Here is a 22,360-nt window from a genome sequence, read left to right on the forward strand (position 1 = left end):
AGACGGCTTAGCGGTTCATTAAAATCATGGCCGCTTCTGCGGCCAGAACGCCTGCGAAAATCACGATCAGAAACGCGATGAACAATCCCCGCCATCCGCCCGCAGACGGACCAAGCCCAAGATAATATCGCAAAATCAGCCACGCCTTGAGGCTCCCGACCATCATGATCGTCATGGCGGGCACAATGCCAAGCATCGCACCTATGCGATCATCACCGATCAGGGCAAGAACCATCGACATGACAGTCGTGCCACTGGCCAGTAACCAGACAAAAATCGCCGTGCGCGATGAAAGCCCATGCCCGTCGCTTGGCATCGTGGGCGAGGCTGAAATATCATCGCTTTCGGCAGCGACTGGAAGATGTCGGTCCATGGTTTCCTCACCGCAAAAGATAGATCACGGGAAACACCAATACCCAGACCATATCGATCATGTGCCAGAATGCCGTTCCGGTTTCGATATTTGTCAGGTTCGGCCATATGGCAACAACGCCCAACACCCCAAGCCCCATCACTACATGCAGGGCGTGGAAGCCGGTGATCAGGTAATAAAGCGTGAAAAACGTGCTGGTTTCCAAACCGATCCCGGCATCGATTTTGGTGCCATATTCAATCAGCTTCACGATCAGGAAAACGATGCCCAAAGCTGCCGTCCCCACCAGCCAGACCCGGCATTGCAAAACTGCATCCTTTTTGATGGCGCGCACGGCAAAAACAGCAAAAAGGCCGCTTGTCAGAAGAACAAGCGTATTGATCCCGCCCATGACTCGGTCAAGGTGAAGCTGATCATTGGCAAAGCCCGCCGGATCACCAATTCTTGCCGCCGAAAATGTCAACAGGAACGCCCCAAAGACAACCAGTTCCGACAGGATCAGAACCCACATCAACGGATGCCCTGGCAAGGCTTCAAGGCCACCCCAAGCATCCGAAGCAGATTGCCGGTCATGATCCATCAGACCGGAACCGTCATGCTGCGCAATCGTGTCCTGATCGAGTCCCATCTGACACCCCGTTTTCAACGTACAAGTTGGCGGTAAATGCGTGGCAATGCCGCAGGAAGATTTTCCAGTTTGCTGACAATCGCATGTCCGCCTGCACCAAATATGTAGGGGAAGTAATCCTGCGCCTTGCGGTCCACCGTTACCCCGAAAAGCCCGATACCAGCCTTTCGGCATTCGCGCACCGCACGGCGGCTGTCCTCGATCCCGTAACGGCCTTCGTAATGGTCGATATCATTTGGTTTTCCATCCGTAATCACCAGCATCAACCGGTGCTGATGCGGACGATCCCCCAGCAATTTTCCGATATGACGGATTGCTGGTCCCAACCGGGTGTAATAACCGGGCCGAAGCTTCTGTATCCTTTCCTGGGTACGGGGTGACCAATCCTCGTCGAAATTCTTGATCGCATTGATCCGCACCCAGTCGCGGCGACGGGATGTAAAGCTGAAGACACCAAATTCGTCCCCGCAGGCGTCCAGCCCACCGGCCAGCACCGAAAGCGCCTGCTTTTCGACATCAAGAACCCGGTGATCCTGTATCCAGGCATCCGTCGACAGGGACACATCAATCAGCACCGCAACCGACAGGTCGCGTGCCCGCCGGACGGTGTTCAGATAAAGCCTGTCACTAAGTTCGCCGCTGCCTTTCTGGTCACACCGAGCACGCACCAATGCCTCAAGGTCAAGCTCGCTTCCGTCGCATTGCGCGCTTAGCGTTTCATGGTGTGGCCGAAATGCTTCGAACTGGCGGCGAACCTGACGGATTTGCCGCCGTTCGGTTTCACCCGGATGCCAGACATCACAGTCACTGACGGTTTCATCCCCGGACTGCATGACGATTTTGCAGAAATCCGGGTGATACGATTGCTGCCGATAATCCCATTCCGGGTAGGTCCATTCACCAATCACACGCCCTTCATCGGCTTCGCGGGGCGGCAGGTCCAGATCGAAACGCAATTTGGTTGCCGCTTTGCGTTTGCAGTCGGAAATTTCCATTTCGTCGAGTTCGTCGGCCGCTTTTTTCGCGTCCTGCTCGTCCTCGTCATCCATCGGCCGATTGACATTGACCATCTCGGCAATCGAAAGGATTTTTTCAAACCGGTTTAACGCCAGCGGATCATTCCGTCCCGCCTGATCATTCTTGCGCCGGCGGGCTCGCTTTTTGCGTTCCTGACTGCCGTCTGATGAATTTCCATCCTCGTCCATGTCGGTATCGGCAACACGACCGGCCGTGCCCGAACAATTGGCTTCGCCCCAAAGCGGAACGGGAAGGAACGGCGCATAACGATGCGGTTGCATACCCGCAACATCAATCATGCCCACAATATCGCCATTTGCCTCAACGGCGTTAACAACAGGCCACAGAACGTTTGCGTCCTGTTGATCCGCAGCCCCAAGAATCTTCAGAACACATTCTTCGATCTGCTGTTCGCATCGGGGCAAGGGACGAACCGGTCGCAACGCCAGAAACGCATCATACAGGCGTTGCCGCAAACCGATGATGCCGGGGAACTGGCGACACACATCCTGATCGGTTTGTCGTGCCCGGGAAAGCCGCATGATGTCGGCCAATAACGGGCTTTGCGCAATGTCCGCCGAAATGGTTTGCGGCTCCGAAACCGCGAACCATGCCATCAGCCAGATATAAAAATCACGGTTAAGGTCACGCGACGGAAACAGCGAAATGGACGCGGGCAGCTTTACCGATGCCTCGTTCATTTCGGCCATCGTGATCTGTTCATCCACCAGACCAATCCGCTGCCGCCAGCGTAACCGATGCCCCGAAACCCGTTTATCGATCTGGGCAAATTCCCGCGCCGGATCGCCACCAAGGGTGCGAAAGATCACCGGCAAATGGCTCCGCAATTCGGCAAACGTGATCGCGTGCTCAGCATGATCGCGATAGCTTTCCTGATTGCGCGATGCGATCCGGTGCCAAATCATGCCGACCTGTTCTTCGAATTCCAGAAAATCGAAACTCATCATCGCCTCCCGGCTGTCAGCCCCGGATAATCCCGATGGCCTCGCGAAGGCCCGCCTTGATATCCGCATCATCCGACAGAGGTTCGATGATGGCGGCATTGATGGCGTCATCAAACGTCACATTGGCCATCAAAAGTGTCGCGCAATAAACCAGCAACCGGGTTGAAACCGCTTCTTCAAGATCAATACCGGTAAGCTTGCGAATATTGCCAGCGATACGCACCAGAAGGGCTGCGCGTTCAACATCGATCCCGGTTTCACGCATGATCACCGCTTTTTCGGTTTCCGCATCCGGGAAGTCGAACTCGACCGCCAGAAAACGTTGCCGGGTTGATGGTTTCAGTTGCTTCAAAAGGTTCTGGTAACCGGGGTTATAGGACACCACCAGCATGAAATTGGCCGGCGCTTCCAGAAGCTCGCCCGTCCGGTCCAGCGGCAAAAGACGCCGATCATCGGTCAATGGGTGCAGGACCACCGTCACGTCCTTGCGCGCCTCGACTACCTCGTCGAGATAGCAGATCCCACCGTGGCGGACCGCGCGCGTTAACGGACCATCCACCCAAACGGTTTCCCCGCCCTTGATCAGATAGCGACCCGTCAGATCCGCAGCCGTCAGATCGTCATGGCAGGAAACAGTATAAAGCGGAACACCAAGCTTTGCCGCCATATGCGACACAAAACGCGTTTTCCCGCAACCGGTCGGTCCCTTTAACAACAAGGGCAGATGCTGCTGCCAGGCTGTTTCAAACAGCTGCTGTTCGTTGCCGGTAGACTGATAATAAGGAACGTCTTGCTGGGCGAGTACGTCTTTAAGAGCGGTCTGCATTTGAATGCTCCTTGGAAAATGGAGAGGCCGAAAATGACAACGACCGGTCGCGGGAACCAACCGGTCGTTGTCCGCCATGTGTCGTCATGGAAGAGAGCATGAAATCGAACACACAGACTTGATTGCCGTCATTCGGCAGGCTGACGTGCCCCGGCTGTTACGCGTGCATCACGCGGTGCCACCACCAGTGACCAGATAATCATGGTGACACCGATCAGCACGACAACACCCGATCCCAAGCGCATCCAGTAGAACAGGGCAACCTGGTCCTGGACTTCCATGTAATTCATTCCCAGAACACGTTGCAGATGGGTCTGAACGACACCCGCAAATGTCAGGGTAAAGGTCATGAAGGCCATCGCACTGGTCGTGATCCAGAAGCCCCACATATTGAGCTGCTGATTATAAGGTTCACGCCCGCGAAGATAAGGCAGCGCATAGGTGAAGATTGCCAGATTAAGCATCACATAGGCCCCGTAGAAAGCCAGATGACCATGTGCTGCCGTTACCTGTGTGCCGTGCGTATAGTAGTTGATCGACGACAGGGTATGCATGAAGCCCCATACACCCGCGCCAAAGAACGCCATGACCGAACAACCCAGCGACCAAAGCAAAGCCGCCTTGTTCGGATGATCGCGACCGCCTTTCCACACCATGTAGAAACAGAAAACCACCATGGCAAAGAAAGGAACGACTTCCAGCGTCGAAAACACGTTACCGATCCACTGCCAGTAACCCGGCGTACCGATCCAGTAATAATGGTGCCCCGTGCCGAGAATACCGGTGAACAGAGTAAGTGACACCATGACGTAAAGCCATTTTTCAACAACTTCGCGGTCGACACCCGTCATCTTGATCATCAGGAACGCCAGGATCGACGCCATGATCAGTTCCCATACGCCTTCGACCCAAAGATGCACGACATACCACCAGTACATCTTGTCAACCGCCAGGTTGGACGGGTTATAGAAGGCAAACAGGAACAGCAAAGCCACGAACCAGAGTGCCACCATCAGCACGTTTGATACGGCGGTTTTCCGGCCCTTAAGCAGTGTCAGCGTCGTGTTGTAAAGGAACATCAGCGCCACCACGACGATACCGACCTTGATCGGCAATGGCTGTTCAAGGAACTCGCGTCCTTCGTGATAGCCAAGGATGTATCCGACAACTGCGGCAGCGGTTGCCGCCATGAACAGCCAGAACTGGATAATCGCCATTTTCGGGCTGTGAAGTTCGGTTTCGCATTCTTCAGGCAGCAAATAGTAAGCCGCCCCGAAATAGCCCATCAACAACCAGACAATCAGGGCGTTGGTATGGATCATGCGAATGACGTTGAACGGCAGCAGTTCGGACAAGACGTTTGGAAAAACATAGACAGTGCCCGCCACCACGCCGAACAGAATCTGGGCTGCGAACAATGTCAGCGCGCCGTATATGTAATACAGCGCAACCTTTTGCGATTGATATTTCATTGTAGCCTCGTTTCCATCAGCACCGGATTATCCCGCCTCGTTTGGCGGCCAGTTCTGGGTGTCGATTTCACTGGTCCATTTCAGAAAGTCGACAAGCTCGTCGAGCTCCTGATCTGTAAGGTTGAATTGCGGCATCTGGCGGCGGCCTTCGATGCCTGTAGGTTGTGCGGCCATCCATGCCTTAAGCATATCGCGCGCACCTTCCGGATCATCTTGACCGCCATACCGCACCCAGACATTGCCAAGTTCAGGTGCGAAATAGGCACCCTCGCCCAAAAGTGTATGGCAGTTGATGCATGAATTGCGTTCCCAGACATGCTTGCCCGCGACAACCGATGGCGTCAGCTGGTCCTGATTGCTGGACTCGTTGACGATATAGTTATGGCTGTGCAAGGTCAGTCCGACGAAGATGACCAGAAAGAAGATCGTTCCGCCGTAGAAGATGTTTCGGGCGGCAGATTTTGTCAGTCGTTCCGACATGTGAACGGATCCTCACTCCGATTGGCAGTTCAATGCCGCTCTGTCCCCAAAACGGCGTCATGCAATCATTTCCCGACTGGACGTTTCCCACCTTGACTACCGTCAAACGAAAAAAGCCCCGCACAATGGCGGGGCAGGTGAGGTCGGAAATGCACGGCAGGAAGGATCAGGCAAACTGCGTCAAGCTATTCAAAACGCGGAAACAGTATTTCATTCTCAAGATGGATATGTGCCACCAGATCTTCGACCAGCTTGGCCGTACCGGAATAAAGCGCCCGCCATGAACCACAGACACCATCGGGCAACGCGAAATTGTTGGTCAGCTTTTGCAGTTTATGGATGGCTTCAGCATGCTCGTCATGTTCTTCGCGCATGCAATGGATCGGCATGATCAGGGGAATTGTGCTGGCACTGTTGCGTTGCATTTCGCGCATCGCCGGGAACAGAACCATTTCCTCTTTCGCCATATGGGAATCAAGCTTCTCCGTCATTTCAAACAGCGCGTCGGCCAATCCCGTCGGGGCTTCCGGATGATCTCCGTGAACCGCCTCGACCTTGCGGGCAAGCAGGATAAGCTCGGCCAGTTCATCACGATGGGTCTGATGATACCGATCCAGAATAAAATCGATGAACGCATCGATATCATTTGGATCCGGCAAGGTCAGTGGCCCCTTGGGCAAATCGCACAATTCACGAGCTATCAGACCGGCATCCAGTCCTTTCGCACCGGCGACCTCGTCCAGCGACTTGTTGCTTGAACAGCAAAATCCGATTTTATGACGTCGTAAAACCAAGGTTGCCCCCGGAAAGCTTGCGACCAGATCGCCTATCTTGCGATGGATCAGATTTGCTGAATTGGCAGCTTCCTGATCATGGGTGAAATCGGATTGCATGCTGGCGGACCTCCATCCCCGGATATTGATCCAACCAAGTTTAGGCACCTTCCCAAAAGTCACGTTGACGATGGTCAAGTAGCCCCGCGTGGAATTTTGCAATCCCCCCTGCCCAATACTCTCTTTCAAAAGCAGAACCTTTCCACCTTATCAAGAACCGTAAGAATTCAAATCTTTCAGTGATTTGACGGACATCAACACCTTAAACCCCAAACAGGACAATACTTCCGGCACCAATTCGGTCCGGAGTCCGCCGTGTCAATCAAACGCCCGTCATTCACACCCTTTCTGCTGATGAACCCCATCGTTCGGAATGTTCCGGCATTCGCGCTTGAACGCCTGTGCCAGCACGCCATGGCAACCATGTATCGCCGACACAAACCCGTTTTTGAACGGGTCACCGAACGCGAAACATTTGCCCTGCTCATATGTCCGACGGATCTTGATCTCGACCTTTTCCTTGCCCTTGATCCAGAGGCCCCCGTCCTGCGCCCGGCCCATGAGGGGGATGACAATATCATCGCGGCACGGATCATCGGCTCCCTTCCGGCCCTTCTGGAACTGCTCGAAGGAAAATCCGACGGGGACGCGCTGTTTTTCTCGCGCGTATTACGAATAGAGGGCCGGACCGACCTTGTCGTTGCCCTTCGCAATGCCCTGGACGGCGAAGAAATAGACCTACGTTCAGCCGTCATTGAAAGCTTCGGTGCATTGGGCCCGGCGGCACGTCTGGCACTGCGCGCCGCCGAAGCGGCATATCGCCAGATGCAATCGGACATGGACCGGGTTGCCGATACCCTGATTTCCCCGATTGAAAAACGTCTAGGCGGACTTGACCGGCGTCTTGGCGAACATGCGGAAAGCATTTCAGGGCTTCAGAAATCAGTAAAACGTCGCACGCCCCGCACCGCTCAGACCGCGCTGGCGGGTGATGATTTCGCCCTGCCCGATCCTTCATAACCGACAAACACATACAGGGATTTCATGGAACTAGTTTGCCCGGCAGGAACACCCGCCAGTTTGCGCGCCGCCGTCGAGGCCGGTGCGGATGTTGTATATTGCGGTTTCCGCGATGCGACCAATGCCCGCAACTTTCCGGGACTGAATTTTTCCCGACCCGAACTGGCCGAGGCCGTTACATTTGCACATAAACATGGCGTGCATGTCTATCTGGCCTGCAACACCTATCCACAGGCTGGTTCCGAAGACATCTGGCACAAGGCTGTCGATGATGCGGTTGCAATTGGTGTTGATGCAGTCATTCTGGCTGATATCGGATTGCTGCGATATGCGCGCGATAAACATCCCGATGCGCGCCTGCATCTGTCGGTACAGGCATCGGCCTCGAACGAGGAAGCCATCCGTTTTTACCACCGCGAATTTGGCGTACGTCGTGTGGTTCTGCCGCGTGTCCTGTCGCTCGAAGAAATCCGGATGTTAAACCGGCGCATTTCGGTGGAAACCGAAGTTTTCGCCTTTGGCGGCATGTGTGTCATGGCCGAAGGCCGTTGTTCGCTATCTTCCTATGCCACGGGGGAAAGCCCCAACATGAACGGCGTTTGTTCACCAGCAGCCCACGTCCATTACGAGGAACGCGGCGACAGTACCGTTTCCCGCCTTGGCAATTTTACAATCAATGTTTACGGCAATGATGAAAAGGTCGGATATCCCACCCTGTGCAAGGGCCGGTTCCGCGCCATGGACAAGGCCGGTTACCTGTTTGAAGAACCCACCAGTCTTGACGTTACCGCAATCCTGCCCGAACTCGCCGATGCCGGTGTAACGGCCCTTAAGATCGAAGGGCGACAGCGCGGTAAGGCCTATATCTCGCAGGTGGTCGGCGCGTTCCGCGCATCCCTTGACCGTATTGCAAATGGGCAGACCGGCGCACGTGGCAATCTTGCCGCCCTTAGCGAAGGTCAGGCAGATACAACAGGTGCCTATCGGAGAAGCTGGCAATGACGAAATCAAGACTGGTCATGGGGCCCATTCTTTTTCACTGGGATGAAAACCGCAAACGGGATTTCTATGCCCGCATTGCCGATGAAATCGATGTTGATACAGTCCATGTTGGTGAAGTCGTCTGTGCCAAACGCATGCCGTTCTTTGACAAACATCTGCCCGACATCATCGAACGGCTTCAGACTGCCGGAAAGGAAGTCGTCTTCTCGACACTGGCCCTCGTGATGAATGAACGCGAGATCGCCCAGCTGCGTGAAATTGCCGAAATGCCGGACCTTCTGATCGAAGCCAACGACATATCTTCCATCGGCCTGCTTTCCGGCCGCCCGCATGTCGTCGGGCCGTATATCAACACATATAACGAAAGCACCCTGGACTATCTGATTTCCAAAGGTGCACACCGCGCATCGCTTCCCTGGGAATTGCCGATGTCATCGATTGAAGCCCTTTGCAGCGCGCGTAAAACGGCCGAGATCGAAGTCCAGATATTCGGTCGTGTCCCGCTTGCCATATCAGCCCGGTGTTATTCCGCACGCGCACATGGCTTGCACAAGGATGGCTGCCGATATGTCTGTGGCGAGGCCCTTGATGGTATGGATGTCGAAACGCTGGATCACACACCGTTTCTTGCCGTTAATGGTCTGCAAACCCTGTCCAGTCACTATCTGGAATTATCAACCGCTATTGATGATCTGAAAGATGCCGGTGTTAACGCCTTCCGGATTTCACCGCACACTCTTGATATGGTGCGCGTTGCCAATCTCTACCGTCGTCTGATCGATGGCGAAACCTCGTCTGACGAGGTCAGGCAATCATTGCAGGAAATGCAAAACGATCTGGCCTTCGCGGATGGCTTCCTGCACAGCCTTCCGGGTGCGGACCTCCGGGAAACGCTTGGTTCCCGGGCAGAATAGCTTTCCCCACCGCGCAAATATCCCGGTCGGGAATACAGATATGAAAAGGGCCACAGCCTGATGAACTGTGGCCCTTCGATACATTGTGCAGGGGAGTAAACAGCTCAATGTATTGACGATGGCTGGAGTATACTTGATTTGCTTTGATACTCCTTGACGGTCGTCAATCAGGGCTGCCTTCAGCGGATACGACACCGTTCTGATAGAACGACATCGTGCCATATTGCTCATCCTCGCGTCGGTAAGATCGGGTTGCGCTGGACAACTCCCATCATGATCGGGTTCAAGCCCTGTCGCCGATATCCCAGAACACACCGGCCATCATTTGCAGAGCCTGTCGGCTGAGGCTTTGCAGGATATGTTCATTGGGCGCATGCTGAGAGCATGACGCATAGGAGTGCGGCACCCAGACGGTCGATAAATCAAGGATATAGGCAAATGTATCATTGGGCAGCGACCCGCCAAGATTGGGCAGGATTGCCGGTTTGGTTCCGGTGGTCTTGATGATTGAATCGCGTACACGCTTGACCCATGGATGGGACGGGTCAAGCCGGGTTGCGCGGAAGAATCCCTTAGCCGAGGGAACGATCTCAACATCGGTTCGAGGTGACGGCGTAAAGCCGGCAGAATGTCATCCGCATCCGTTCCGACCACATAACGCAACTGGCAATGTGCAATGGCTTCAGGCGCGATGGCATTGACCGGTTTTTCCGGGTTTCCGGCCTTTGACGGAATACCGGTTGGCGCCATCCACTGTTCTCTGCCATCGATCCGCTGGACCATCGAACGTACAGAAGCAGAAATTGCCCCGCTTGTTGTAGAAGCTGCCCAATCTATTGTGCCATCAAGATAAACGGGGCTGACCATGCGCAACCAAATCATGAACGCCTCGTGATTTTTTTTCATGGCCGACTGATCATTTAAATCCCATTCATTTCGGGCACTTGACCTCTATCAAGCAAGGTCTTCCCGACATGGAATAAAGAAGCATTATGAAAAATATGCTTCGTATATTCCTGTCATTCTGGATTGCATTTTCCCTGATCGGGACAAATGCCGGTCAAACTTTTGCACAGATGGCGAAGTATTCGATCAGCAGCGACATTATTGAAATCACGATATGTGCTGCCGGTCAGCAACCAGAAACGATCTTGATCGACCAGAATGGCAATCAGGTCCCCGCACCGGACAAATGCGATTGCCCCGCCTGCCCGAATTGCATCAACAGCACGTTTTTCAGCCTTCCCGATGCGATACGCACCATCGGGCATGAGCGCGCAATCATCCTGACCAACATCCCGCAATCATTCGACGTTGCAGACGCCACGATCCGGGCGCCTGCGTCGGCACGCGCGCCCCCGCACAAGGTTTGACATCATGAAAACGCCATCTGTTCCAGTGTCTTTTCTGTCAGCTCGGCACTTCTTGCAAATCCGGTACACCCTGTCTCGCATGTTGCTTCTTGCAATGGGCATCCTGTTTCCGGTTCTGTTCGCGCCATCTGACGCACACGCCCAGAACAACCCGGTTCTGGCACAATTCATTGACAAGGTTCCCGCCGCATCGCTGGTTGATGGGGCAGATGGCTATGGTCCGATTGATGCACACAATCCGGTCGCCCCGATACTTAAGAATGGCACCAGGATCGGCTGGGCCTTTATCACATCCGATTTTGTCGGCACCACCGGCTATTCCGGGAAACCGATCCATGTGATGGCTGCGGTTGATGACGATGCCAAGGTCATCGGCGTCAAACTGGTCAAACATTCAGAACCGATTGTCCTGATCGGTATTCCCGAAGCGCGTATCGCCGCCCTGACCGAGGGGTATATCGGTTTTGATCTGGTCCAGGCTGCCAAGGGCGCGGACCATGAGCTGAACATTATTTCCGGTGCCACCGTGACCATTATGGTTATTGATGACTCGATCCTCAGATCGGGTATCAAGGTAGCGCGGGCCCTTGGCCTTGGCGGGTTGAGCACCCCGACGGCAACAACCGGACCGCAGTTCAAGATTAATCCGGACGCTTCGGCCCCGGCCGACTGGCAGACAATGGTCGGGGACGGAACGTTGCGGCGCATGTCGCTTGATGTCGGGCAGGTCAATGATGCCTTTGCCGCCATGGATGACCCGCGGGCTACCGAACGCCCGATCACAGCCAGCCCTGCAGAAACCTTCATCGACATGTATGCGACCCTTGTCAGCATTCCGGCAATTGGCAGGGCAACACTTGGTGAGCGCGGCTACAACAACCTCAAATCATGGCTCAAGGAAGGTGAAGAAGCCATTCTTGTCGCCGGACGGGGGCAATATTCCTTCAAGGGATCGGGCTATGTCCGTGGCGGGTTGTTCGACCGCATTCAGTTGATCCAGGGCGACATGTCCGTGCGTTTCCGCGACCGGAACCACCGGCGCGTTGGCGATATCATGGTCGGCGGAGCCCCGGAACTGACAGAAATGGATCTGTTCAAGATTCCGGCGTCGAACGATTTCGATCCGACACAGCCATGGCGTCTGGAACTTCTGGTCCATCGCGATATCGGTGCAGTTGAACGTCTTTACACCACGTTTGATATGGGCTGGCAACCGCCTGCAACATACCTGAAAAAGGTGGTGAAACCGGAACAGAAGGCCGCCTCTCAAGCCCCGTCAACACTTGAAACGGATGAACAGGCGGCAAAAACCGCACTGTGGCAACGCATCTGGCACGACAAAACGATCGAGATCGTGGTGCTGAGCATCATGCTCTTTACCCTGACGCTCGCATTCTTCTTCCAGAATATCCTGACACGTTCGGCAAAATTCACCTTCTGGTTCCGTATATCATTCCTGACCGTGACACTGGTGTTCCTGGGCTGGTACGCCAATGCTCAGCTTTCAGTCGTGAACCTGATGGCGCTGACCAATTCACTCGTGACCGGATTTACATGGGAAGCTTTCCTGCTTGATCCGCTGACCTTTATCTTGTGGTTCTCGGTCGCAGCCGCCCTGATCTTCTGGGGTCGCGGGGCATATTGCGGCTGGCTTTGCCCATTCGGCGCCCTGCAGGAATTGACCAACCGAATTGCAAAGCTTTTCCACGTTCCGCAATGGACTTTGCCCTGGGGGCTGCATGAACGGCTGTGGGCGGTGAAATACATCATCTTCCTTGGTCTTTTCGGCACCATGCTGGCCAGCATTGACCAAGCCGAAAAACTGGCCGAGGTCGAACCTTTCAAGACCGCCATCATCCTTAAATTCGACCGGGCTTGGCCGTTTGTTCTCTATGCCCTTGTCCTTCTTGGCGCCGGACTTTTCATCGAACGATTCTATTGCCGGTATCTGTGCCCGCTGGGCGCAGCTTTGGCGATCCCGGCGCGTATCCGCATGTTTGATTGGCTCAAACGCTACAAGGAATGCGGGAGCCCGTGCCAGACCTGTGCGCATGAATGCATGGTCCAAGCCATCCACCCAACAGGAGAAATCAACCCGAACGAGTGTCACAACTGTCTTCACTGCCAAGTGCTGTATCAAAGCAAAAAAATCTGTCCGGTCGTGATTAAGAAGCTCAAGCGGCAGGAAAGCCTTTTGGCAAGCATGGAAGGCGCACAAAAAGCGCTGAACCGGACCCAGACAACAAAGCACAATCCCAAGGAGAAATCGTGATGTCTGACAATACCGAAAAAACCGGTGTTACCCGTCGTGGTCTGCTGACTGCAGCAGCTGGTGGCGCTGCCTTTGCCGGTACTGCTGGCGCTGCACGCCTGGCCATGGTTGGCGGGGTGACGGGTGCCGCAACCGCACTTTCTGCTGGAAGTGCGCAGGCCTCCACCGCTGCCGGGGCAAGCCTCGCCCCCGGACAGCTTGACGAGTATTACGGCTTCTGGTCATCGGGCCAGACAGGTGAAATGCGCATTCTGGGCATCCCGTCCATGCGCGAACTGATGCGCGTTCCTGTCTTTAACCGCTGTTCGGCAACCGGTTGGGGGCAAACCAATGAAAGCCTGAATGTCCTGACCGAAAACATGTTGCCCAAAACCAGGGATTATCTGGCCGCAAACGGCAAGAAAGTCCATGATAACGGCGATCTTCACCACGTGCATATGTCCTTTACCGAAGGAAAATATGACGGGCGGTACCTGTTCATGAATGACAAGGCAAACACACGTGTAGCACGTGTCCGTTGCGACGTCATGAAAACCGACAAAATCCTTGAAATCCCGAACGCCAAGGCCATTCATGGCCTCCGCCCGCAAAAATGGCCGCGCACCAACTATGTCTTTGCCAATGGCGAGGACGAAACCCCGATGGTCAATGACGGCAAGGTACTGAATGATCCATCACAATATGTGAACTTCTATACAGCAATCAATGCGGATGAAATGCAGGTTGCCTGGCAGGTCATGGTATCGGGCAACCTGGATAACACCGATGCCGACTATGAAGGGAAATACGCGTTTTCCACCAGCTACAACTCGGAAATGGGCATGAACCTTGCGGAAATGACCGCATCCGAGCTTGATCACGTCGTCGTCTTTAACCTCAAGGAGATCGAAAAAGGTATCGCCGCCGGCGACTACATCGAGCTCAATGGCGTCAAAGTCATCGACGGTCGTAAGGGCAAGAACAAAAACTATACCCGTTACATCCCAATCCCCAACAGCCCGCATGGCTGTAACATGGCACCAGACAGGAAACACCTGTGTATCGCAGGCAAGCTGTCCCCGACGGTGTCGGTGATCGATGTCACCAAGCTTGATGCCGTGTTCTATGACGGTGCGGAACCCCGCTCTGCGGTTGTTGCCGAACCGGAACTTGGCCTTGGTCCGCTTCATACCGCATTTGACGGCAAGGGCAATGCGCTGACCACCCTGTTCCTTGACAGCCAGGTGGTCAAATGGAACATCGAAAAAGCCGTACGTGCCTATGCTGGCGAGCAGGTCGACCCAATCATCAAGAAGGTCGATGTGCATTATCAGCCAGGTCACAACTCCACCTCGATGGGTGAAACCCTGGAAGCAGACGGGAAATGGTTCATTTCGATGAACAAGTTCTCGAAGGACCGGTTCCTGAATGTCGGTCCGCTGAAACCGGAAAACGAACAGCTTTTCTCGATGCAGGGTGACGACCTTGTTCTGGTTCATGACGGCCCGACCTTCGCCGAACCCCATGATTCGATCATTGTGCACCGTTCTGTGGTCAATCCGGTCAGTGTATGGAACCGTCAGGACCCGATGTGGGCAAAAACCCGCGAACAGGCCGAGGCCGATGGCGTCAATATCGACGAATGGGCCGAAACGGTTATCCGCGATGGCAACAAGGTGCGTGTCTACATGACCAGTAGCGCTCCGACCTTCAGCCTTGAATCCTTTACCGTCAAGGAAGGGGATGAGGTCACGGTAATCGTGACCAACATGGATGACATCGACGATCTGACTCACGGTTTCACCATGGGTGATCACGGTGTGGCCTTTGAAATCGCGCCACAAGCCACGGCATCGGCAACCTTTGTTGCGTCCAAACCCGGTGTCTACTGGTATTACTGCCAGTGGTTCTGCCATGCCCTGCACATGGAAATGCGCGGGCGCATGTTTGTCGAACCGCGGAGCTGATGATCATGATGCGCTCCGTCCTGATGATTCTGGCCCTGGTTGTTTTGCCGCTGCAGGTTTTTGCTGCAACGCAATCCGTGCCGTCAACAGACGGCGCGCTCGCCGCAGCCATCGCCGGGGCGGCCCCCGGCGATGTGCTTTTTCTTAATCCCGGCTACCATCAGGGGCCGGTTGAACTGAACAAACCAATTACGATTGATGGCCGAAACCAGGCAACAATCATCGGCAAAGGGGCCGGAAGCGTCATCACCATAACCGGCTCGGACATTACCATTCGCAACCTTGAAATCACCGGGTCGGGGTCATCACACGAAACCATTGATTCCGGTATTCAGTTGCACCGCACCGCCGCACGCATCCTGATCGAGGGAAACACACTCCTCGGCAACCTGTATGGTGTTGATATTCACGGTGCCACGGATGCCACGGTTCGCAACAATATCATCGTCGGGCGGCGTGATCACAGAATCAACTCCCGGGGCAATGGTATTTATGTCTGGAACGCGCCCGGCACGCTGGTCGAAAAAAACGATATCCAGTATGGCCGTGACGGTATTTTCGTAAACACATCCAAACGCGGAATTTTCCGCAATAACCTGATGCACGATCTGCGATTTGCCGTGCATTACATGTATACCCATGCCTCAGAAATCTCGGGGAATGTATCGGTAGGCAATCATCTTGGTTTTGCCCTGATGTATTCCAACCGCATTATCGTGCGCGACAATCTTTCACTCGCCGACCGCGATCAGGGATTGATGCTGAATTACACCAACAAATCCGATTTGGTCGGGAATATGGTGCGTGGAACCGGCGGGAAATGCCTGTTTATCTATAACGCGCATCACAACCTGATCGGCGACAACCGGCTTGAAGGCTGTGGTATCGGCATTCATTTCACTGCCGGTTCGGAAAGCAATGCCATGACTGGCAATGCCTTCATCGCCAACCAGACCCAGGTCAAGTATGTCGGTACCCGCGATGTGGAATGGAGCTTCGATGGCCGGGGCAATTTCTGGTCGGATCATCCGGCATTCGATCTTGATGGCAATGGCATCGCCGATAGCCGGTTCCGCCCCAATGACCTTATGGACCATATCCTTTGGTCGCAACCGGCTGCCGTAATGCTGTTGGGTTCACCGGCGGTTCAATTGATCCGCTGGAGTCAGGCGCACTTCCCGGCCACCCTCCCCGGCGGTGTTATCGATAGCTTCCCGCTGATGGAACCGATCAGCATTCCCGTTCCCGACAATATCGCCATGCTGGAATCTGCTGCCCGCGCCACCCCCATATGGCTGGGTGAAAGGACTGAAAATGTGTCTGACACTCTCGCAGGTCACTAAACGTTACGGGAACCATACCGTTCTTGATGCTGTCGGCTTTGATGTAAACGCCGGAGAACGTGTTGCACTTCTTGGCCATAACGGGGCTGGCAAATCGACACTGATGAAGATCATCCTCGGACTGATCCCGGCCGATCTGGGGTCTGTATCTGTCCTTGGCGCTGCCCCGGGCAGCCAGACAGCCAGAACCGGTACCGCCTATTTGCCCGAAAACGCTGCGTTTCATCCGGCCCTGACCGGGCAGGAGCAACTTTGTCACTACCTTCGTTTACGCGGTGCAAGCACCAGCCGGGCAATGCCCCTTCTGGAGCGTGTCGGGTTGGGGGCCGCAGCAAAACGACGGATCGGAACATATTCCAAAGGTATGCGCCAGCGCGTCGGCCTGGCGCAGGCCTTGATCGGAACACCGCGGCTTTTGGTCCTTGATGAACCGACAAGCGGGCTGGACCCGGTTTCGAGGCGGGAATTTTATACCATTCTGGATGAACTTGCCGCTCAGGGAACCGCGATCCTGCTTTCCTCCCATGCCCTGACAGAAGTTGAAGCCCGAACCGACCGGATTGTGATCCTGTCATCCGGGGTCATGGTGGCCAACGATACGCTGGCAAATCTGCGACGGCGGGCATCCCTGCCCATTCGCCTGCAGATATCGGCACAAAACGGCAAGGCCGATGAGGTTGCCCGGAAACTCTCTGCGGGCCGGCGCAACGGCGTCATGGTCGATCTGGTCTGTCGTTCCGATGAAAAACTTGCCCGGCTGGGGGATATTTCCGCACTTGGGTCACTGGTGGATGATGTCGACATTATCCCGCCAAGTCTGGAAGACATTTACAGTCATTTCAGTAAAGGGGGTGGCGCATGAACCTTATTCTGGCATCGGCCCGAACCGAATTTTTCATTGCCTTGCGCAACCGCTGGATCACGATTGCCGTGGCAATGATGGTGCTGTTCTCGCTTGTTCTGTCTGCTGCCGGAAGTGCGCCAACCGGGGCGCTCGGGGTAGATAAACTCTCGGTGACAGTCGCCAGCCTGACCTCGCTTGCGGTGTATCTTGTCCCGTTGGTCGCACTTTTGATGTCCTTTGATGCGATTGCCGGGGAAATCGAACGTGGCACCCTGTCACTTGTTCTGACCTATCCCGTGTCGCGCGCAGCCCTTATCCTTGGAAAATTCACGGCCCACCTGGCGATCCTCGCCATCGCAGTTGCTGCCGGGTACGGTATTGCCGCCATTGCGGCAATGGCCGCCGACCCCGATGCAATCCGGGGCGTACCGGCATTGCTGCGTCTTTTCTGGACATCCATCCTTTTGGGCGCGACGTTCATCGGCATTGGATATGGCTTATCGGCCTTTGCCCGTCGTCCGGGCGCGGCCGCCGGTCTGGTGATCGGTCTGTGGCTGGTGCTGATTGTACTTTATGACCTCGGTCTTCTGGCGGCAATTGTTGCGGATGACGGCGGGAAATTCACCACCGATTACTTCCCCTGGCTTTTGCTTGGCAATCCGGCTGATGCCTTCCGGATTTATAATCTTGCCGTATCGGACGCCACCGCCGCCGCCACCGGCCTGACAGGCGCAGCCAATAGCATCCCGCCTGTCCTCGCCCTGATCTCCATCCTTGTCTGGCCCATCGTCGCCACAACCATTGCCTGGCTGACATTCCGGAAGGTAACGCCATGATAACCCGATCAAAGCAAGCATCGTGGCTGCTGATTGCAGGTAGTCTTTTGATCCTGACTGGCTGTGAGGATCAGATCACGGATGACATGCCGCCACCGGTCGCCCTGACAGAAGAAGCCGTCGGACATTTTTGCCAGATGAATATTCTGGAACATGCCGGTCCCAAGGCACAGATCCATCTGGATGGGCTGCCCTATCCACTGTTTTTCAGTCAGGTGCGCGATGGTGTGGCTTATGAACGCATGCCCGAACAGAATTATAAGATCCGCGCCGTTTATGTAACCGATATGTCCAAGGCATCGGAATGGAACAATGTCGGTTCGGATAACTGGATACCAGCGACATCGGCCTATTATGTGGTGGGATCGAACAAAGCGGGCGGCATGGGATCCCCCGAACTCGTCCCGTTCTCCGGGCAGGAAGATGCCATGACATTTGCCCGCCAGCATGGCGGCCGGGTCATGATGCTGACCGATATCAGTGATGCAATGGTTCTGGGCAACGCGTCGGCCGCACCATCTGCGCGGGTTGATGAAACAGTGACCCTGCCAGATGACGAAGATTATCGCTCCCGCCTTGAAAAACTTCGCACAGAATGAGGTTCGCCATGCCCGCCATTTCACGACGTCGGTTTTTAAGTATTTCTGCGGCTGCCGGTGTTCTTGGCAGTGTCCCCCTTGCCGCATTGGCCACACCGGCAAAACACCTTCTCCAAAGCTGGACGGGGGTCGCAATGGGGGCTGCTGCCTCAATCACGCTATCGCATCCGAATGCAGACGATATCCTTGACCGTGCGCGAAGCGAACTTGACAGGCTGGAGAATATATTCAGCCTGTATCGGCCCCACTCAGCCCTGTCTCGGTTAAACACCACTGGAAGGGTCGATACCCCGCCGTTCGAGCTGCTGGAATGTCTTGGCATGTGTGGCCTTATCCATCAGGCCAGCAACGGCCTTTTTGATCCGACCATTCAGCCGATCTGGCAATTATACGCCGAAAGTTATGCCAACGGACATGCCCCGGCCCCCGCTTTGATCAAACAGGTCCGGGACCAGACCGGATGGCACAGGGTTTCGATCACCTCGAACCAGATATCATTTACGCAACCGGGCATGGCAATTACCCTGAACGGCATTGCGCAGGGCTATGTTGCGGACCGGATTGCCACCCTTTTGCGCAGTGAAGGACTGACGAATGTTCTGATCAATACTGGCGAATTTTCTGCGATTGGCGGTCACCCGGACGACAAGCCATGGGCTGTTGCCATTGATACCGGGTCACAGATCAAAAAAGATGCCGTCATGTTGCGGGACAATGCATTGGCAACCTCATTGCCAAACGGGACATTCTTTGATCAGGATGGCCTGATCGGGCATATCCTCAATCCGCGAACAGGGCTTCCGGTAAAAACCCGTCGTGACAGCATCAGTGTCACGGCCTCGAAAGCCGCGCTGGCGGATGGCCTGACGACCGCAATGTGCCTGATGAATGACGCAGAATGCGAGATGTTGCTCAAACAGTTTCCAAGCGCACGACTGGTTTGAAACGAGGCACGCTGATGCGTCGGGAATGCCAAGCAAGAGGATCTTTTTACAGGTTACGAGGGCAGGATTAGTCTCCGCCCTTAGGGCTTCGCCAGCTTCGCAAAGAACCTTGCAAACCGGCCTGGCCTGTTTGCAATCTTCCAATCCACATGCACCGACAATCGAACAATAAAAAAGCCCGCCACGAGGGCGAGCTTTTTTAAAGTTGGTTGCGGGGGCAGGATTTGAACCTACGACCTTCAGGTTATGAGCCTGACGAGCTACCGGGCTGCTCCACCCCGCGTCAGGGTGTATATTAACCGGTGGGTTAAATAGATAACGCCGCATCATGATGTGAGGCGGCGCTGGATGTTTTGTGTGGGTAGGGAATATGCTTGCTGTGTTTGGAAGGCCCGGCGGTGACCTACTCTCCCGTGCCTTAAGACAAAGTACCATCGGCGCAGGCAGGTTTCACTTCTGAGTTCGGGATGGGATCAGGTGGTTCCCGGCCGCTATGGCCACCGGGCCGTCGAAACACAGCGAAGAGATCGGAGTTTTTGTGATGCGATATTGGTTGTTTTGTATTTTGCTTTGGCGGGTTTTACCGCTGCGCAAGAAGTCAGAATTAGTCAATTAGCAAGAGGGATCAATCAAGCCGATCGATCAATTAGTACTGGTTAGCTTCACGTGTTGCCACGCTTCCACACCCAGCCTATCAACCTGGTGGTCTTCCAGGGATCTGATAGGGATACCTAGTCTTGAAGGGGGCTTCCCGCTTAGATGCTTTCAGCGGTTATCCCTTCCGCACTTAGCTACCCGGCGATGCTCCTGGCGGAACAACCGGTACACCAGAGGTGCGTCCATCCCGGTCCTCTCGTACTAGGGACAGCTCTTCTCAAGTATCCTGCGCCCACGGCAGATAGGGACCGAACTGTCTCACGACGTTCTAAACCCAGCTCACGTACCACTTTAATTGGCGAACAGCCAAACCCTTGGGACCTGCTCCAGCCCCAGGATGTGATGAGCCGACATCGAGGTGCCAAACACTCCCGTCGATGTGGACTCTTGGGGAGTATCAGCCTGTTATCCCCGGCGTACCTTTTATCCGTTGAGCGATGGCCCTTCCACGCGGGACCACCGGATCACTATGACCGACTTTCGTCTCTGCTCGACTTGTCAGTCTCGCAGTCAGGCAGGCTTTTGCCATTGCACTCTTAAGCTGATGTCCGACCAGCCTGAGCCTACCATCGCGCGCCTCCGTTACTCTTTGGGAGGCGACCGCCCCAGTCAAACTACCCGCCATGCAGGGTCCCGGATCCGGATAACGGACCTCGGTTAGATATCAGGAAGCAAAAGGGCGGTATCTCAAAGGTGGCTCCACCGAAGCTGGCGCTTCGGGTTCATAGCCTCCCGCCTATTCTGCACATTCACATCCTGATACCACTGCAAAGCTGTAGTAAAGGTGCACGGGGTCTTTCCGTCTGACCGCGGGTACTCCGCATCTTCACGGAGAATTCAATTTCGCTGAGTCGATGTTGGAGACAGTGGGGAAGTCGTTACGCCATTCGTGCAGGTCGGAACTTACCCGACAAGGAATTTCGCTACCTTAGGACCGTTATAGTTACGGCCGCCGTTTACCGGGGCTTCAATTCAATGCTTGCACATCTCCTCTTAACCTTCCGGCACCGGGCAGGCGTCAGACCCTATACGTCGTCTTGCGACTTCGCAGAGCCCTGTGTTTTTAGTAAACAGTCGCCACCCCCTGGTCTGTGCCCCCACCGCAAAGTTGCCTTCACGGTGGGCCCCCTTCTCCCGAAGTTACGGGGGCAATTTGCCGAGTTCCTTCAACATCGTTCTCTCAAGCGCCTTGGTATATTCAACCTGCCCACCTGTGTCGGTTTCGGGTACGGTCCATATGTGAGAGTTATTTCCTGGACCTCCTTGCCAGCCCTTCCAATCCAATAAGGAAAGACTACGTCCAGAGGCCGTCACTTCTCACGGGTACAGGAATATTAACCTGTTTCCCATCGACTACGCGTTTCCGCCTCGTCTTAGGGGCCGACTCACCCTGCGCGGATTGGCCTTGCGCAGGAACCCTTGGGCTTTCGGCGAGGGAGGTTCTCACTCCCTTTGTCGCTACTCATGTCAGCATTCTCGCTTCCGATACCTCCAGCATACCTTACGGTACACCTTCACAGGCTTACGGAACGCTCCGCTACCACTTGTTCCATAAGGAACAAATCCGCAGTTTCGGTGTGTGGCTTGAGCCCCGGTACATCTTCGGCGCGGGACAGCTTATTTAGACCAGTGAGCTGTTACGCTTTCTTTAAACGATGGCTGCTTCTAAGCCAACGTCCTGGTTGTCTTGGCCGTCCTACATCCTTTCCCACTTAGCCACAACTTTGGGACCTTAACTGGCGGTCTGGGCTGTTTCCCTCTCGACCACGGACCTTAGCACCCGTAGTCTGTCTGCCAGATAGTACTCATCGGTATTCGGAGTTTGATTAGGTTTGGTAAGCCGGTAAGGCCCCCTAGCCCATTCAGTGCTCTACCCCCGATGGTATTCGTCTGACGCTCTACCTAAATAGATTTCGCGGAGAACCAGCTATCTCCAGGTTTGATTGGCCTTTCACCCCTAACCACAAGTCATCCCCGTCTTTTTCAACAGACGTGGGTTCGGTCCTCCAGTGACTG

Annotated in this window: 18 protein-coding genes, 1 tRNA gene and 2 rRNA genes (1 of these 21 cut by a window edge); 11 read left to right on the forward strand and 10 right to left on the reverse strand. The window is 54.9% G+C overall.

Features of this window, described 5'->3' with window-relative positions; all coding sequences use genetic code 11:
- Positions 1-7: 7 nt before the first annotated feature.
- The 7 genes from LG297_RS14580 to LG297_RS14610 all read right to left on the reverse strand — a co-directional run bounded on the left by LG297_RS14580 (position 8) and on the right by LG297_RS14610 (position 6,654).
- Positions 8-373 carry a cytochrome C oxidase subunit IV family protein gene (locus LG297_RS14580; protein WP_404421477.1) on the reverse strand — a complete coding sequence of 122 codons (366 nt, stop codon included), beginning with the start codon at positions 371-373 and terminating at the stop codon, positions 8-10.
- A gap of 7 nt (positions 374-380) precedes the next feature.
- Positions 381-1,001 (reverse strand): cytochrome c oxidase subunit 3 family protein, encoded by a 621-nt coding sequence (locus LG297_RS14585; RefSeq protein WP_404421479.1) that lies wholly within the window; start codon positions 999-1,001, stop codon positions 381-383.
- A gap of 14 nt (positions 1,002-1,015) precedes the next feature.
- Positions 1,016-2,983, reverse strand: a complete 1,968-nt coding sequence (locus LG297_RS14590; protein WP_404421481.1) for a nitric oxide reductase activation protein NorD — start codon at positions 2,981-2,983, stop codon at positions 1,016-1,018.
- Between the two features lie 16 nt (positions 2,984-2,999).
- Positions 3,000-3,809, reverse strand: coding sequence for a CbbQ/NirQ/NorQ/GpvN family protein (locus tag LG297_RS14595; protein WP_404421483.1), 810 nt, complete (start codon positions 3,807-3,809; stop codon positions 3,000-3,002).
- 128 nt (positions 3,810-3,937) lie between these two features.
- Complete coding sequence (locus LG297_RS14600; protein ID WP_404421485.1) at positions 3,938-5,281, reverse strand: cbb3-type cytochrome c oxidase subunit I; 1,344 nt, start codon at positions 5,279-5,281, stop codon at positions 3,938-3,940.
- 27 nt (positions 5,282-5,308) lie between these two features.
- Positions 5,309-5,761 (reverse strand): c-type cytochrome, encoded by a 453-nt coding sequence (locus tag LG297_RS14605; RefSeq protein WP_404421487.1) that lies wholly within the window; start codon positions 5,759-5,761, stop codon positions 5,309-5,311.
- Between the two features lie 185 nt (positions 5,762-5,946).
- On the reverse strand, positions 5,947-6,654 hold the full coding sequence (locus LG297_RS14610) for a DUF542 domain-containing protein (RefSeq protein ID WP_404421489.1): 708 nt from the start codon (positions 6,652-6,654) through the stop codon (positions 5,947-5,949).
- A gap of 255 nt (positions 6,655-6,909) precedes the next feature.
- On the opposite strand from LG297_RS14610, the gene LG297_RS14615 reads away from it, so the two are divergent.
- The 11 genes from LG297_RS14615 to LG297_RS14665 all read left to right on the forward strand — a co-directional run bounded on the left by LG297_RS14615 (position 6,910) and on the right by LG297_RS14665 (position 19,687).
- Entirely contained in the window at positions 6,910-7,614 is a 705-nt protein-coding gene (locus tag LG297_RS14615; RefSeq protein WP_404421491.1) for an SCP2 sterol-binding domain-containing protein, read from the forward strand.
- A gap of 24 nt (positions 7,615-7,638) precedes the next feature.
- Positions 7,639-8,616 (forward strand): peptidase U32 family protein, encoded by a 978-nt coding sequence (locus LG297_RS14620; RefSeq protein ID WP_062947894.1) that lies wholly within the window; start codon positions 7,639-7,641, stop codon positions 8,614-8,616.
- Positions 8,613-9,530 carry a U32 family peptidase gene (locus LG297_RS14625; protein ID WP_404421493.1) on the forward strand — a complete coding sequence of 306 codons (918 nt, stop codon included), beginning with the start codon at positions 8,613-8,615 and terminating at the stop codon, positions 9,528-9,530. Before LG297_RS14620 ends, LG297_RS14625 begins: the two co-directional genes overlap by 4 nt.
- A 992-nt stretch (positions 9,531-10,522) precedes the next feature.
- Complete coding sequence (locus LG297_RS14630) at positions 10,523-10,903, forward strand: hypothetical protein (RefSeq protein ID WP_404421495.1); 381 nt, start codon at positions 10,523-10,525, stop codon at positions 10,901-10,903.
- Between the two features lie 79 nt (positions 10,904-10,982).
- Positions 10,983-13,175, forward strand: coding sequence for a 4Fe-4S binding protein (locus LG297_RS14635; RefSeq protein ID WP_404421497.1), 2,193 nt, complete (start codon positions 10,983-10,985; stop codon positions 13,173-13,175).
- Positions 13,175-15,121 (forward strand): TAT-dependent nitrous-oxide reductase, encoded by a 1,947-nt coding sequence (nosZ, locus tag LG297_RS14640; protein ID WP_404421499.1) that lies wholly within the window; start codon positions 13,175-13,177, stop codon positions 15,119-15,121. Before LG297_RS14635 ends, nosZ begins: the two co-directional genes overlap by 1 nt.
- A gap of 5 nt (positions 15,122-15,126) precedes the next feature.
- Complete coding sequence (locus tag LG297_RS14645) at positions 15,127-16,464, forward strand: nitrous oxide reductase family maturation protein NosD (RefSeq protein WP_404421501.1); 1,338 nt, start codon at positions 15,127-15,129, stop codon at positions 16,462-16,464.
- Positions 16,436-17,326 carry an ABC transporter ATP-binding protein gene (locus tag LG297_RS14650; RefSeq protein ID WP_404421503.1) on the forward strand — a complete coding sequence of 297 codons (891 nt, stop codon included), beginning with the start codon at positions 16,436-16,438 and terminating at the stop codon, positions 17,324-17,326. Before LG297_RS14645 ends, LG297_RS14650 begins: the two co-directional genes overlap by 29 nt.
- A complete protein-coding gene (locus LG297_RS14655) occupies positions 17,323-18,144 on the forward strand; it encodes an ABC transporter permease (RefSeq protein WP_404421505.1) in 822 nt (273 codons plus the stop codon). The genes LG297_RS14650 and LG297_RS14655 overlap by 4 nt, the downstream gene beginning before the upstream one ends.
- The gene (locus LG297_RS14660) at positions 18,141-18,743 is read left to right on the forward strand and encodes a nitrous oxide reductase accessory protein NosL (RefSeq protein WP_404421507.1); all 603 of its coding nucleotides are present in this window, start codon (positions 18,141-18,143) and stop codon (positions 18,741-18,743) included. The genes LG297_RS14655 and LG297_RS14660 overlap by 4 nt, the downstream gene beginning before the upstream one ends.
- Positions 18,744-18,751: 8 nt before the next feature.
- A complete protein-coding gene (locus LG297_RS14665; protein WP_208638541.1) occupies positions 18,752-19,687 on the forward strand; it encodes an FAD:protein FMN transferase in 936 nt (311 codons plus the stop codon).
- 206 nt (positions 19,688-19,893) lie between these two features.
- Here LG297_RS14665 and LG297_RS14670 read toward each other — a convergent pair.
- The 3 genes from LG297_RS14670 to LG297_RS14680 all read right to left on the reverse strand — a co-directional run.
- Positions 19,894-19,970, reverse strand: a tRNA-Met gene (locus LG297_RS14670).
- A gap of 107 nt (positions 19,971-20,077) precedes the next feature.
- Positions 20,078-20,192, reverse strand: a 5S ribosomal RNA gene (gene rrf / locus LG297_RS14675).
- A gap of 120 nt (positions 20,193-20,312) precedes the next feature.
- Positions 20,313-22,360, reverse strand: a 23S ribosomal RNA gene (locus tag LG297_RS14680) (it continues 702 nt past the right edge of the window).

Source organism: Thalassospira australica, from assembly GCF_044790785.1.
Taxonomy (GTDB): domain Bacteria; phylum Pseudomonadota; class Alphaproteobacteria; order Rhodospirillales; family Thalassospiraceae; genus Thalassospira; species Thalassospira australica_A.